Here is a 12,993-nt window from a genome sequence, read left to right on the forward strand (position 1 = left end):
GAGGTGCTCCCGCTCCTCGAGCAGCCGCCGCACGACGCGGAGCAGCTCTTCGGTGTCGGCGCCCTTGGTGACGTAGGCGTCGGCGGCCCACGAGGTGAAGTCGTCGCGGTACGAGTCGTAGGCGGTGTTGAGGACGATCGGCACCCGCCGGTCGCGGTCGAGAATCCGGGCCATCGCCTCGAGTCCGTTCATCCCCGGCATCCGCACGTCGAGCACGACCAAGTCCGGACGCCGCTCCGCGAACGCCTTGAGCCCCTCCTCCGCCGATCCGGCCTCGAGGACGGTGTGCCCCGCGTCTTCGAGGTCCTTGCGGTACAGGAGCCGGAGGTGCGGCTCGTCGTCCACGACGAGAATCACGGCCATCGTTCACTCCCCTTCGTCGTTCCGCGGGCGCGCCTCGTCCGCCGTCCAGACCGGGAGGACGATGCGGAACCGCGAGCCCTCTCCCTGCCGGCTGTCGGCGCTCAACGCCCCTCCGCACTGCACGACCAGCTTCTTGGAAAGCGGCAGCCCCAGACCGGTCCCGCCGACTTTCGTCGTGAAGAACGGCTCGAAGATACGTTCGAGACAGTCGGGCGCGATCCCCGGACCATCGTCCTCGACGACGATGTGGATCGCCTCCTTGATCCGCCGCGCCGTCACGGACACGTGCCCGCCGGCGCCGATCGCGTCGAAGGCGTTCCGCAGCAGGTTGTCGAGCACTTCCAGCAGGATCTCGCGGCTGCCGCGGACGGCCGGCAGTCCCGGCTCGGCGGCGGCGGCCAGACCGACCCCCTCCTCGCGGGCGAGGTCGGTGTATCTGGCGACGGCGTCGTGCACGACGCCGGCCGGATCGACCCTTTCCTTCGCCGGGCTGCGCGCCAAGCGGACGTCCTGACGGATCCTTGCCAGGATCCCCTCCATCCGCCGCGCCTCCTCGATGATGATCGCCAGGTCCTCGTGCCGCGGATCGTCGGGCGGGCAGACCTTCTCCAGCCGGCGCGCGAACCCGCCGACGACCGACAGCGGATTGCGGATCTGGTGGACGATCTCCGCCGCCAGTTCCCCGATCGCCGACAGGCGTTCCGCCTTGAGCAGCTGCCCCTGCAGATTGCGCAGACGCGCGTTGGCGTCGCGGAGATCCTCGAGCCGCCCGGCCAGCTCGTCGTGCAGCCGCCCCCGCGCCACCGCGCCGGCGGCCGTCGACGCGACCATCCCGAGCAAGGCGATCCGGTCGTCGTCGATCGTCTGCCCGGGAGGGACCGCGGCGACGAGCACGCCGAGCCGCCGCCCTTGGTTGCTCAGCGGCGCGAGGACCAGCCGCGACCGTCCGGCGACCGAGGCGAAGAGCGGCGGCCGCCGGTCCTCCGGACCGCCCGCCTCGAAGACGCAGGGACCGGGGCTGGAGAGCGCCGCGACGAGGGGATGGTCTTCGTCGTCGAGGGGGACGAAGAACCGCCGCACCGTCGTTTCGAGCTGGCGGTCGGCGGACGAGACCGGCCCGAAGGCGAACGCCTCCAGTTCCTGCCCGGAGCCGTCCACCGGACGGACGTTCGCCGCGCGGCGGCTCGGGGCGAGCCGGGCCATGCGGCCGCGGATGGTCCGCCGCCCCTCGTCGACCAGGAAGAACCCCGCCGCCGCCAGGCCGAGGCCGGACGGGTGGACCGCCGCGGCCACGAACAGGCGCAGGACCTGGTCGAGCCGCGAGGCGCGCCCCAAGGCGAGACCGACGGCGCGCAGCAGCGTCAGATGCCCGACCTGCCGTTCCAGCGCCTCGGTCAGCCGCCGTTCCCGCGTGATGTCGGTCAGGACCGCCGTCGCGGCGGCCAGCGTCCCGTCCGGCGCAAGCACGGCGGCCAGGTTGAAGAGGGCCGCGCGCGCGCCGTCCTCGTGCGGCAGGACGATTTCGCGCTCTTCGATCGCCCCCCGGACCACGAGCAGCCGCGAGAGATCGCGCCCCTCGGCCGGCAGCGTTCCCGGAGGCAGGAGCTCGGCGAGCGGCCGCCCCTTGAGCTCCGCCTCGTCGCGCCCCAGCAGGCGCAGCGCCGAGGGGTTGAGCGCCGACACCCGCATTTCGGCGTCGAGCAGGAGCACCCCCGCGGGGACGTGGCGCAGCCCTTCCGACAGCGCCCGTTCCCGAAAGACGTGGTCGGGGATCGTCGGCTCGAGGGCGTCGGTGTCGATGAAGGCGTCCAAAACGTCCCCCCCGGGCAAGCGCACTTGCACCAAGAGTTGCCGCGGCCCTTCCGTGCCGGGACGCGACGCCGGCAGCCACGCGCGCCGGGCCTCGCCGGTCTCCCGCACCTCTTCCCGCCGGCAGGCCTCGGCGTCGCGCCTCCGCCGGAAAAGATGTGTCCGGGCCTCCCCTCCGATCAACGCCTCGCCGCGACTTCGGACCAGCCCCTCGCTGGCCCAGCGGACGCGCCCGTCCCCCCCGACCAGCGCAGTCTGGATGCCGCCTCGGTCGAGAACGCGGAGAATCTCGTCGGCCGGGGGATACTCCCCCGCCTTGGACGCCGCCTTGGCCACTGTCTCGGGACTCCGCGGGAGCGCGCCGCCGTCCGGAGTATACCGGGCGAAACCGCCCCGGGACGGCCCGTCCCCGCCGCCGCGGAAGCCCCGCGCCGCCGCTTGCGCTAGACTGCTGCACTGCCGCGGCGCGCCCGCGCGCGGCGGCGCATTCCCACCCAATCGTTCCCAAGGGAGTCCCGCGATGAGCAGCTTCGGTCCGATCCGAACCGCCGCCCGCATCGACGGCGTGACGTACGCCGTTCGCGACGTCGTGGCCTTGGCCAATCAGGTCGCGAAGTCGGGCAAGAAGATGATCTACCTGAACATCGGCGATCCTTGCAAGTTCGACTTCCGCACCCCCGAGCCGGTCGTCGAGGCGATCGTCAAGGCGCTCCGCGACAACCAGACTTCCTACTCCGCGTCCGAGGGGCTGCCCGAAGCGCGGGAGGCGATCCGCCGCGACGCGGAGGAGCGCAAGGGAATCAAGGCGATCCGCGAGATCTTCGTCGGCCACGGCGCGTCGGAGCCGATCGAGACGCTCCTCACCGCGCTCCTCGAGCCGGGCGAAGGCGTCCTCGTGCCGAGCCCCGGCTATCCGCTCTACGGCGCCGTTCTGGCGAAGCTCGGCGCCCGCGCCGTCCACTACGACCTCGACGAAGAGAACGGCTGGCAGCCGGACGTCGCCCAGATGGAGCGGCTCTGCGACGACGGCGTCCGCGCAGTCGTGCTGATCAACCCCAACAACCCCACCGGCTCCGTGGCCGGCCGCGAGACGCTGGAGAAGCTGCTCGACCTCGCCGCGCGCCGCAAGCTGGTCGTCCTCTCCGACGAGATCTACGACCGGATGCTGATCGATCCGGAGACGAAGCTCGTCTCGACCGCCTCGCTGCGCGACGACGTGCCTATCGCGACTTTCGGCGGCCTCTCCAAGGTCTGGCTCGGCCCCGGCCTGAGGATCGGCTGGTCGATCCTCAGCGGCCCCGAGGACTCGCTGCGTCCGCTGCTCGACGCGATGGGCCGTCTGGTCCGCGCGCGTCTCTGCGCCAACCACCCGGTGCAGTGGGCGGTCAAGCCGGCCCTCGAAGGGCCGAACACCCACGTCGCCGAGGTCAACGCGAAGCTCCGCCGCCGCCGCGACCTTCTGGTGGACATGGTCAACGCGATCCCCGGCTGGCACTGCGTCCCGCCGCGCGGCGCCTTCTACGCCTTCCCCAAGTTCGACATCCCCGGCCTGGACGACCTGACGCTGGTCCGCGAGATGATCCAGCAGCACGGCGTGGTCCTCGTCCACGGCTCCGGCTTCGGCCAGAAGGAAGGCACGCAGCACGTGCGGATCGTCTTCCTTCCGCAGGAAGAGCTGCTCAAGGACGCCTTCACGAAGTTGGCGGAATACACCCGCTCCCGCCGCTGACCGGCGGAACGGGACGAATCGAACGGGCGGGCCGGGCGGCCCGCCCGTTTCCATTTCAGCGCGGGCGGGGTTCCTTCTTCTTCAGAAGATCCCGGTAGAGCGCGGCGACGTCGTCGCCGCGGCCGCGCGGGTCGAAGACCCGCTGCGCGAACCCCCGACGCTCCACCGGATCGCCGGGAATCCGCCGCGGCCCGAGGACGAACCGCTCCAGCGCCTCCGCCCACGCCTCGACGTCGCCCGGCGGCAGAAGCAGCCCCCGCGGCGGGGCCGGCGTCGCCCGCCAAGCCCCCGGCCCCTCGCGCCTCCAGTCGGCGGCGAGGAGTTCCGGCACTCCCCCGACGGCCGAGGCCAGAACCGGCCGCCCCAGCGCCAGCGCCTCGAGGACCGCGACCGGCGTCCCCTCCGACCACGAGGGGAGGACGATCCCCCCGGCGGCGGCGATCACGGGGAGCGGGTTCGGCAGCGGCCCGAGAAAGAGCCACTGCGGCCCGGACCCGGCGCGCCGTTCGTCGTCGATCGCGCGGGCGACCTCGGGGGCGACCGGCCCGGCGACGACGATCGTCAGGCGCTCCGCGGCCCGCCGGTTCCGCGCGCCGAGGCGCGTCCCGGCGCGCGCGAGGAAGTCGAGCCCCTTGACCGGGACCCCCCGGCCCACGAAGGCCAGCGAGACCCCGTCCGGCGCCGCGGGACGAGTCCGGCGGCCCAGATCCCAGGCGTCGTCGGCCCCGAGCGGCGGATAGGCCGTCAGGTCCAGGGGAAGCGGGACGGTGCTCAGCCGACCTTCGAGACGCGGCACGAGGCGCGCCAGTTCGTCCCGCTGCCCCGGCGAGACGGCCAGAGCCAAGTCGGTCGCCCCCGCCGCCAGCGCCCGCTCGCAGGCCGTCCAGACCGGCGCCGCCCAGCCGGAGGCGGCCCGGCCGAGGGAATGGCCGTGGAAGGTGTGGACCGTCGCCGCCCCGCCGCCGGCCAGCCGCGCGGCCAGCCGGCCCAAGGCGCCCGCCTTGGCGGTGTGGGTGTGGACGACCGCCGGGCGGAGCGTCCGCACGAGCCGCGCCAAGGCGAGGAGCGCCAGCGCGTCGGAGAACGGCGCCGGGGCGCGCCGCAGCGCCGGAATCCGGACCGACGCCCTCGCCGCCAAGTCCTCGACCTCCCCCGGCTCGGCCCGGCCCGCGGCCAGCGCCGTCCGGAACCCGCGCCGCTCGAGGGCCGCCAACGTCGCGCCGATCGCCCTCGTCGGTCCGCCCAAGATCAGCCGGGTCGCGACGTGGAGCGCCAAGGGGCGTTCGTCCGAACTCATTGTCCCCGCTCTCCCCGTCGAATCTGGCCGGCGGCCGTGGACACCGCCGCACAGCTCGTCGTAAGATCCACCCGCGTCCGCCGTCGCGGAAAGTGTAGCCATGTGCGCCCGGCAAAGCGATCGGCGAAGGCGGGACGCGTTGAACCGTGGGGGATTTGACTCGTGGACGCGAACGCCGTGGACCATGCGAAGCCGCTTCCGGGGCTCTCGGCGCGTCTCCGGACCAACCCCCGGCTCGCCCAGCAGAACTTGGGCGGCAAGACCGTCGTCCTCCACTACGAGGGGAAGCGCCTTCTCGGCCTCAACGCCGGCGGCACGTTCGTCTGGTCGCTCTTGGACGGGCGGCGCAGCTTGGCGGAGATCGCCCGCGAGGTCGCGGACCGCGACGGAATCGATCGCGAAACAGCGGAGGCGGGCGTTCTGGAGTTCGTCCAGGACCTCCACCGGCGCGACCTCGTGATCGTCGAGCAAGGATTCGACCCGCAACGGAGCGACCGGGCGTCAGCGCCGGACGTTCCGGAGGAGAGATGATGATGGCAAGCGTGAAAACGCAGCGCTTCGTTCTCGCCGGCGTCTTCCGGCGCTGCCTCCGTGGCGCGGCGCTCCTCGCCGTCGCGGCGCTGGCGACGTCCGCCGCCTTCGCGACGAACACGGTGTGCGACGGGACGACGCGGGACTCGTTCGGCTATGTCTGCACGCTGAACGTGGGCGGCGCCGCCGGCGCGCCGCTGATCCCCGATATTCTCGAGGACGGAACGGCGTTCTCGACGATCTCCGACAGCGGTCCGCGCGGGTGGCTGCCGGCCGGCACCGCCGGCGTGAACAGCTACCGCGCGATCACCTTCGCCAACGGGGCGACGTTCTCGTTCTACGGGGCGAGCTACGGCACCGTCTACGTCTCGAGCAACGGCTACCTGACGTTCGGCGCCTCCTCGCAGGCCTCCCTGCCGGTCGGCGACGCCACGCTCGCGGCGGGGAACACCTCGCCGGCGAACGCGATCTACGCCTACGGCAGCGTGCTGAATTCGGGCAGCTCCCGCGTGACCTACCGCACCGGCGCGACCTGCACCGGCGCGGCGGCCGGCCACACGTGCACGGTGATCCTCTTCAACGGGGCCGTGCACCTCGAGGGGGACTCCACCTCGACGGCGGGCTTCGCGGTCGCGCTCGACCACACGAACAACCAGATCTACGTCGAGATCTACGCCGAGAACGAATCGGCCGACTGGACCAACTTCCTGCCGAACATCATCGGCATCCAGAACGGCGCCCGGTCGAGCATGCTTTGGTACTACCCGGATCCGTACGACACGCAGGATTCCGGCATGGCGACCCACGGCTACCAGTTCATCTTCGCCTACACGCCGGTCGTCGCTCCCGCGAACGCCTCCAAGCTGGCCGTCGCCGCGACCAACGCCGTCGCGGACGTCGAGTTCGCCCCGGCTTCCGCCGCGGCCGGCACGTTGATCCTCAAGCGGGCCAACGGCTCGGTCGCGACGACGCCGACCGACGGCGAGATATACGCCCCCGGCACGACCACCGGCGCCGGCGACTACGTCCTCTGCTCCGGCGCGGGACCCAACTGCACCGACAGCGACGTCGATCCCGACAACACCTACAACTACAAGTTCTTCTCCTTCAGCGCGGAACACAACTACTCCTCCGGCGCCTCGATCAGTTCCACGCCCGGCCAGCCCGGCTACTTCAAGTGGAACGTCGCCACGGCCGCCTCGAACCTCAATCCGCCGTCCGTCCTGGGGAACGAATCGCAGACGCTCGGCATCTTCGCCGTGGGCAACGACCGCCTGCTGCACAACCTCGCCCCGGCCGACGGCACGCGCGGCCTCTGGGATCCGCCGCAGATCGGCGGCTCTTCGCAGGCCCGCCCGCTCGCCCTGAACATCACGCCTGAAGCCGACGAAACCGACGCGGTCTACGTGTCCGGCCAGGACGGCTTCCTCTACGGCTACACGGTCGACGGCGCCGACAACGAAGCGATGACGCCGGCCGACGTCGCGAACACCGTCGGCGGCTCGGCGGGCTGCACCGGTTCCCTGCAGGCCGGCCCGGTGGCGATCCTCGCCGCCTACGACACCGTTCCCGACAACGACGCGGACGAAGCGGCGAGCGGCGTGATCGTCGGCAGCCGCTGCAGCAACGCCAACAACAAGGTCGTGATGTACAGCCGCGACCTCTCCACGGTTCTCGCTTCCTACCCCGACGGCGCCGGCACGCTGGGCATCATCAACAAGGCGCCGCTGATCCTCTACAAGACCCGGCACGTCGTCGTTCCGTTCATCACGGGCGGCATGTCGGCCGTCGTTCTCGACCTCAACACGGACAACGCGATGACCGAGACCGCGACGATCAGCGGCATCGGCGCCATCTACGCCTCGCCGGGCCTGGTTCGCCGCGACCCCGCGACGGAGTGGTTCGTCCTCGGCAACGACCTCGGCCAGCTCTTCGTCTACGACGCCGACGGCGTCGCCCTGTTCCAGATCGGCACGACCGGGAACCTCCCGACCGCGGCCAGCCCGAGCGAGGGGTACGTCAAGGGCATCGCCGCTTCGGCGCCGATGGCCGACGGTCCGGTGATCTCCAACTGGATCGTCTGGAGCACGCAGACCAAGGTCCACGGCGTCCTGCTGCGCTCGACCGGCTTCGACTTCAGCACCTACTGGGAGCGCGCCCTCGGCACGGACGCCGCGCCGGGCGCCCCCTCCATTCCGGTCCTGCTCTCCGGCTCCGCGGGCGGCGGCCCGGTCTACGCCTTCTGGGTCGGCAGCAACGACGGCCGCATCTACCGCTTCGACGCCACGAACGCGACGGCCCCGACGCCGTTCCTCGTCCGCGGCGGCGTCACGGTCGGCACGCCGGTGTTCGACTACAACGACGGCACGGGCCAGGGAATGGTCGCTTCCGGCACCGACGGATCGATCAACTGGATCAAGCTGGGCAACTGACGCTCGCGGCCGTGGGCGGCGCGCAGCGCCGCCCGCGCGGAGGATTTGGCATGAAGAACCTCGTTCGACAGTTCAGCTGGCGCGCCGCGACGGCCGGCCTGCTCGCCTTGGCCCTGTTCGCCGGAACGGCGGAAGCCCAACAGCGGGTCGCGACCCAGCGGGATGCAGCGCAGGAACAGACGTCCACGGCGCGGCAGGCGACGCCGGCCACCGCCTACGTCCGGCAGCCCGCGGCGCAGGTCGTGGTTTCGCCGGTCGATCCGGCGCAGGTCATGTCGTCGCGCACGCTGGTGAAGATCCCGGTCGTCAACCAGTTCAACGCGCTGAAGACGCTCAACGTCTACATCCTCGCGATGTACGACCGGCTCCGTCTCAACAGCCGCCCGTTCGACCAGCGTTTGCGCCTCTACCTCCCCGACGGCAATCTCTACGAGGAGCGGGTCGTTCCGTGCGATCCGGCCGGCGCCGCCGGGCGGACCATCAAGCGGGCCGACCTCGGTCCGAACCCCGTCGAGATCGCCGTTCCGCAGCGGCTCGTGCGGCTGTCGCGCGCGCTGCCCGCCGGCACGATCGACGCCCGCCTGATGCGCGACGGGCTCTTCACGTCGCAGCGGCTGATGGTCGCCGGCACGTGGATCACCGAAAACAACCTGTACGGCCTCTGGACCGCGCAGGTCGACATCCTTCAGGACGGCAAGGTCGTCAGCTCCACGCGGACCACGTTCCGTCTGACGAACCAGTGAGGGAGATCGCCATGGACGCGAAGAACCCTGCCCCGAAGGCGCAGACCCCCCAGTGGGAACGCCCCGCCGTGGAGTGGGAAGAACGTTACGAGCCGGTTGTCTTGGCGCTTTCGTGCGCCGCGCAGCCCGGCAATTGCTCCGGCGCGTCCCGGCTCTGAGCCGGGCGCAGGTCTCGGAAAGGGCGCCCTGTTCGGGCGCCCTTTCTTCAACCCACCGATGAAAACGCGCTTGAATCTCAGTATCGCCACGATCGACGTGGCGCTGACGATCGACGATCCGGCTCTCGCCGCGCGCTCGGAAGGGCGCTACGCCGACTTCCTCCGCCCGGCCGCCGCCCGATCGCCTTTGGAGATCCGCGTCGCGGCCGCCCCCGGCCCGCCGCCGGACGACCTGCACCCGGAGTGGGTCGCCAACCCCGCGGTGGACGCCGTCGGCACGCTCGACCGCGTGGAATTGCGCGGGCTCGGCTTCGCGGGGTTTCTCGACTGGAGCGCGCGCCGCGGCGAGTGCGTCGTCCCCGCCGCGCAGGCGCACGTCGATCTCTTCGTGCGCGTCGCCCTGGGGGTCGAGTTGCTGCGTCGCGGCGGCACGCTCCTCCACGCCGCGGCGGTCGTGCGCGACGACTTCGGCGTCGCCTTCAGCGGTCCCTCCGGCGCCGGCAAGAGCACCGTCGCGGAGATCAGCCGCGCCGCGGGACTGACCGTCCTCTCCGACGAGATGATCGCCTTCGTGCCCGCCGGCGTCGGCCGCCGCTTCCACGGCACCCCGTTCTGGCGCGGCGCCCCCCTCGCCGCCCCGTGCGGCGCCCTCGTCTTCCTCGAACAAGCGCCGCGCCACCGCGCGCGACGCCTCTCCCCCGCCGAGGCGCTGCCGCGCCTGATGGCGGCGGGGGGCGCCCCGCTTCCCCTGCCCGACGTGCAGAGCGCCTTCTTCGAGGCGGCCGGCGCCGTCCTGCGGCGCGTCCCGGCCTACGCGCTCGAGTTCCTGCCCGACGCCGGCCTTTGGGACGCCCTCGACGCCTTTCCCGAGTTCTCCTTCTTTCGCCCCGCCCCGCCGCAGGCGTCGGCCCTCGCGCCGCCGGCGGGACCGGCGCGCCCCTAGAGCGGCGAGGAACCGATGGAGACCCGCCCGAACGCGATGCAGCGCCTCCAGGCGCAGGCCCTGATCGACGACGTTCCGCTGTCCGTGATCCTCGAGCTCACGAACCGCTGCAACGAGCGCTGCGTCCACTGCTACGTGGACCTCGACGACGTCCGCGGCGAGCTGACGACCGACGAGGTCCTGCGGATCCTCGACGAACTTCGGGCGGCGGGAACCCTCTTCCTCACGCTGACCGGCGGCGAGATCTTCCTCCGCAAGGACGCGCTGCCGATCGCCCGCCGCGCGCGCGAACTCGGCTTCGCGCTGCGCCTCTTCTCCAACGGCACGCTGATCGACGAGGAGAAGGCGTGCGCGATCGCCGAGATCGGTCCGCTCGCCGTCGAGCTCTCCCTCTTCTCGCTCGACCCGGAGAAGCACGACGCCGTGACGCGCCGCCCCGGCTCGCTGGACAAGACGCTGCGCGCCGCGCGCCTGCTGACCGAACGCGGCGCGACGGTCGTCCTCAAGGCGCCGCTGATGCACGGCCTCGCCGACGAGCGGCGCGCGGTCGCCGCGTTCGCGCGCTCGATCGGCGCGTCGAGCAAGTTCGACCCGACGATCGTCTCCCGCTACGACCAGGACGACGCGCCGCTCGCGTTCCGCCTGACGCCGGACGACTTCCGCGGCCTCTGCCGCGATCCCGAAATGGGGCTCGCCGTCGATCCGTCCGGCCTGACGCCCCCCGACGACGGCGGCGCGGTCTGCTCATCGGCGCGCCGCGTCGCGTTGATCTCCGCCCGCGGCGAGGTCTTCCCCTGCTCGCAGCGGTTCCCCTCCGCCGGCTCGCTGCGCGAACGCACGTTCGCGGAGATCTGGGCGACGTCGCCGATCCTCCTCCGGCTCCGCAACGTCACGTGGGGCGATCTTCGAACCTGCGCCGGCTGCGTGAACGCCTCGTTCTGCGGCCGCTGCCACCTCGACGCCAAGCTGGAGGACGGCGACTTCTTCGGGCCGAGCCGCTGGGCGCGGGAGATGGCCGAGGCGCGCAAGGACGCCTTCGGCCGCGGCGGCGCGACGCGCGAGGAAAGCGTGGCCCGTCGCTTCGACGGCAAGGACCCCGTCTCCGAACTCGGCTGAGCGCCTTCAGCCCCGAAGCGGCCGGGAAAGCGCGCGGCCGATCGCCGCGACCATTCCCAGCGGCCGATCGACGACCAGCGCCGCGACCGGCCAGCGCGCCAGCTTGTCGCCCGCGCGGTCCTCCCAGAAGGCGCCGTGCGCCGCCGCCAGCCGCGCCCGCACGCCCGGCGCGGGCAGCGTCTCCTCGCCGGCCAGCGGGCCGAAGAGGCGGGCGCAGCGCAGCCGCGCCGCGTCGAAGGCGACGAGGCCGCCGACCTCGGCCGCCCGCGCGCGCCACGCCGCCGCCGCGTCGGGCGACGTCGCCCAGAGCCGCCGGATGTCGAGCCACCAGATCCAGCGTCCGGAGGCCCCGTGGAAGGCCACCGCGTGCAGCGCGAGGTGCGCCGCGACGTCGGCGTCCGCCATGCGCCGAATGCCCGCCGGCAGGCCCGGCGACGCCTCGGACCTCGCCGCCACGTCCGCCTCGTTCCACCGCGCCCGCCACGACGGACCGAGCCGCCAATGGAGGTCGATCAGCAGCCGCGGACAGGGCACGGAGCGAAAGGCCGCCGAGAACCAGCGCCGCCGCTGACGGGCGAACCCGCTCGCGTCGGTCCGGAACCCCGCCTCGGCGAGCGCGGCCAAGGCGTCGTCCAGACGGTCCTCCGCGACGAGCAGGTCGATGTCGTTCGACGGGCGTTCCCCCGGCCCGTAGAGCCGCCGCCCCACGTCGCCGCCCTTGAACGTCAGCGCCGAGACGCCGCGCGCCCGAAACCGCTCGGCCACTTCCTCGAGCGCCCGCGCGGCGAGCGCCTGCTCCCCGATCGCGCGTCGCCAGTCCGAGACCAGTTCCGCCGCGAACGACGGCGCGGACCCGCCGGCGGCGAGGAGCGACCCGGCGAGCGCCGACAGGCGATGGCGGCGGGCCAACGCGACCAGGCGCGCCCCGTCCAAGCCTTCCGCCGACGGCGCGATCCCCTCGGCCGCGAGACGGCGCAGCCAACGCCCTTCCCGACTCTCGCCCGGCCTCATTCCGCTCTCCCGTCCGTCCGATCGATCCGCCGCGCCGGCGACGGCGTCCCCTCGGGTCCCGCGCCGTTCGGCGTCCCGCGCCGAGCGCGTCGCGGACCATCGCCGGGGGCGACGACGCGCCCCCGCGGGACGATCCGGAGACGATCCGCGGCCGAACTTTCTCGCGCCGACGCTTCAGGTCCGGGCATCTTCGCACGACAAGTCAGGGAGAGGGAGTTCCCGATGAAGACCGCCCGCGCCGCAGCGGCGCTGTTGAATCTCTGCCTCGCCGTCTCGCCGGCCGTCCTGGCCGCCGGACCGGCCCGCCCCGCCGCGGACGGCGCCGGAACGCCGAGCGTGCCCGGCAAGAGCGCATCCGCCCCGGCGAAGGCCCTCGCCCAGGCGACGGCCCCCGCGCCGGCGAAGGCCTCCTCGCCGGCGAACGGCGCCGCCTCGAGCCGTCCGCGAGGGGGCGCCGCCGCGGCGTCCTCCCGGACCGCGCGGGGCAAGACGACGGGCGGCGCCTCCCGCTGGGCCTCCAGGCCGAAGGCCGAGACGGGCCGCGCCGGGAAGTCCGCCGCCGCATCCAAGGCGCCCGCGGTCGGCGCGGCGAAGGCCGCGCCGAAGACGACCGGCCAAGGCGGCCCGACGGCGACAGCCCCGGCCGGCGCCGCAGGGCGCGCCGGCAAGGGCGCGAAGCCTCAGGTCGAGACGAAGGGCCAAGCCGCGGCGGCCGCGAAGAACGCGCCGAACGTCGCCGCCGCGAAAGCGCCCAACGGCGCCGCCGCGAACGCGCCGAGCGTCGCCGCCGCAAACGCGCCCAACGGCGCCGCGGCGCCCGCCGTCGCGCCGACCGCCCCCGGCGGCCCGGTCGCCGCCGCC

12 protein-coding genes are annotated in these 12,993 nt (G+C 73.0%); 8 read left to right on the plus strand and 4 right to left on the minus strand.

Annotated elements, in window-relative coordinates:
• Positions 1 to 363, minus strand: a 363-nt coding sequence (locus LLG88_15020; protein ID MCE5248218.1) for a response regulator, incomplete at its 3' end; no start/stop codon positions are given.
• A gap of 3 nt (positions 364 to 366) precedes the next feature.
• A complete protein-coding gene (locus LLG88_15025) occupies positions 367 to 2,508 on the minus strand; it encodes a PAS domain-containing protein (GenBank protein MCE5248219.1) in 2,142 nt (713 codons plus the stop codon).
• A gap of 184 nt (positions 2,509 to 2,692) precedes the next feature.
• Between LLG88_15025 and LLG88_15030 the strand changes: the two genes are divergently transcribed.
• Positions 2,693 to 3,901: an aminotransferase class I/II-fold pyridoxal phosphate-dependent enzyme gene (locus tag LLG88_15030; GenBank protein MCE5248220.1), complete on the plus strand. Its 1,209-nt coding sequence runs from the start codon at positions 2,693 to 2,695 to the stop codon at positions 3,899 to 3,901.
• 55 nt (positions 3,902 to 3,956) lie between these two features.
• On the opposite strand, the gene LLG88_15035 is transcribed toward LLG88_15030, so the two are convergent.
• A complete protein-coding gene (locus LLG88_15035; protein MCE5248221.1) occupies positions 3,957 to 5,198 on the minus strand; it encodes a glycosyltransferase in 1,242 nt (413 codons plus the stop codon).
• Positions 5,199 to 5,360: 162 nt separating this feature from the next.
• Between LLG88_15035 and LLG88_15040 the strand changes: the two genes are divergently transcribed.
• The 6 genes from LLG88_15040 to LLG88_15065 all read left to right on the plus strand — a co-directional run bounded on the left by LLG88_15040 (position 5,361) and on the right by LLG88_15065 (position 11,121).
• Positions 5,361 to 5,729 carry a PqqD family protein gene (locus LLG88_15040; protein ID MCE5248222.1) on the plus strand — a complete coding sequence of 123 codons (369 nt, stop codon included), beginning with the start codon at positions 5,361 to 5,363 and terminating at the stop codon, positions 5,727 to 5,729.
• Between the two features lie 2 nt (positions 5,730 to 5,731).
• Positions 5,732 to 8,161: a hypothetical protein gene (locus tag LLG88_15045; GenBank protein ID MCE5248223.1), complete on the plus strand. Its 2,430-nt coding sequence runs from the start codon at positions 5,732 to 5,734 to the stop codon at positions 8,159 to 8,161.
• Between the two features lie 50 nt (positions 8,162 to 8,211).
• The gene (locus LLG88_15050) at positions 8,212 to 8,904 is read left to right on the plus strand and encodes a hypothetical protein (protein ID MCE5248224.1); all 693 of its coding nucleotides are present in this window, start codon (positions 8,212 to 8,214) and stop codon (positions 8,902 to 8,904) included.
• Positions 8,905 to 8,915: 11 nt separating this feature from the next.
• Positions 8,916 to 9,062: a hypothetical protein gene (locus tag LLG88_15055; protein MCE5248225.1), complete on the plus strand. Its 147-nt coding sequence runs from the start codon at positions 8,916 to 8,918 to the stop codon at positions 9,060 to 9,062.
• 70 nt (positions 9,063 to 9,132) lie between these two features.
• Positions 9,133 to 10,005 (plus strand): hypothetical protein, encoded by an 873-nt coding sequence (locus LLG88_15060; GenBank protein MCE5248226.1) that lies wholly within the window; start codon positions 9,133 to 9,135, stop codon positions 10,003 to 10,005.
• Between the two features lie 15 nt (positions 10,006 to 10,020).
• Positions 10,021 to 11,121, plus strand: a complete 1,101-nt coding sequence (locus LLG88_15065) for a radical SAM protein (GenBank protein ID MCE5248227.1) — start codon at positions 10,021 to 10,023, stop codon at positions 11,119 to 11,121.
• A gap of 6 nt (positions 11,122 to 11,127) precedes the next feature.
• Here the strand turns inward: LLG88_15065 and LLG88_15070 are convergent, their stop codons facing one another.
• A complete protein-coding gene (locus tag LLG88_15070; protein MCE5248228.1) occupies positions 11,128 to 12,132 on the minus strand; it encodes a nucleotidyltransferase family protein in 1,005 nt (334 codons plus the stop codon).
• Between the two features lie 222 nt (positions 12,133 to 12,354).
• Between LLG88_15070 and LLG88_15075 the strand changes: the two genes are divergently transcribed.
• The coding region (locus LLG88_15075) for a hypothetical protein (protein MCE5248229.1) at positions 12,355 to 12,993 on the plus strand (639 nt) is incomplete at its 3' end.

It is taken from the genome of bacterium (assembly GCA_021372775.1).
Taxonomy (GTDB): domain Bacteria; phylum Acidobacteriota; class Polarisedimenticolia; order J045; family J045; genus JAJFTU01.

What these genes read in the sequence shown, in the direction of transcription:
- LLG88_15030 (MCE5248220.1), top strand. Translation starts at nt 2,693, where the DNA reads ATGAGCAGCTTCGGTCCGATCCGAACCGCCGCCCGCATCGACGGCGTG.
- LLG88_15035 (MCE5248221.1), bottom strand. Translation starts at nt 5,198, where the DNA reads ATGAGTTCGGACGAACGCCCCTTGGCGCTCCACGTCGCGACCCGGCTG.
- LLG88_15045 (MCE5248223.1), top strand. Translation starts at nt 5,732, where the DNA reads ATGGCAAGCGTGAAAACGCAGCGCTTCGTTCTCGCCGGCGTCTTCCGG.
- LLG88_15050 (MCE5248224.1), top strand. Translation starts at nt 8,212, where the DNA reads ATGAAGAACCTCGTTCGACAGTTCAGCTGGCGCGCCGCGACGGCCGGC.
- LLG88_15055 (MCE5248225.1), top strand. Translation starts at nt 8,916, where the DNA reads ATGGACGCGAAGAACCCTGCCCCGAAGGCGCAGACCCCCCAGTGGGAA.
- LLG88_15065 (MCE5248227.1), top strand. Translation starts at nt 10,021, where the DNA reads ATGGAGACCCGCCCGAACGCGATGCAGCGCCTCCAGGCGCAGGCCCTG.
- LLG88_15070 (MCE5248228.1), bottom strand. Translation starts at nt 12,132, where the DNA reads ATGAGGCCGGGCGAGAGTCGGGAAGGGCGTTGGCTGCGCCGTCTCGCG.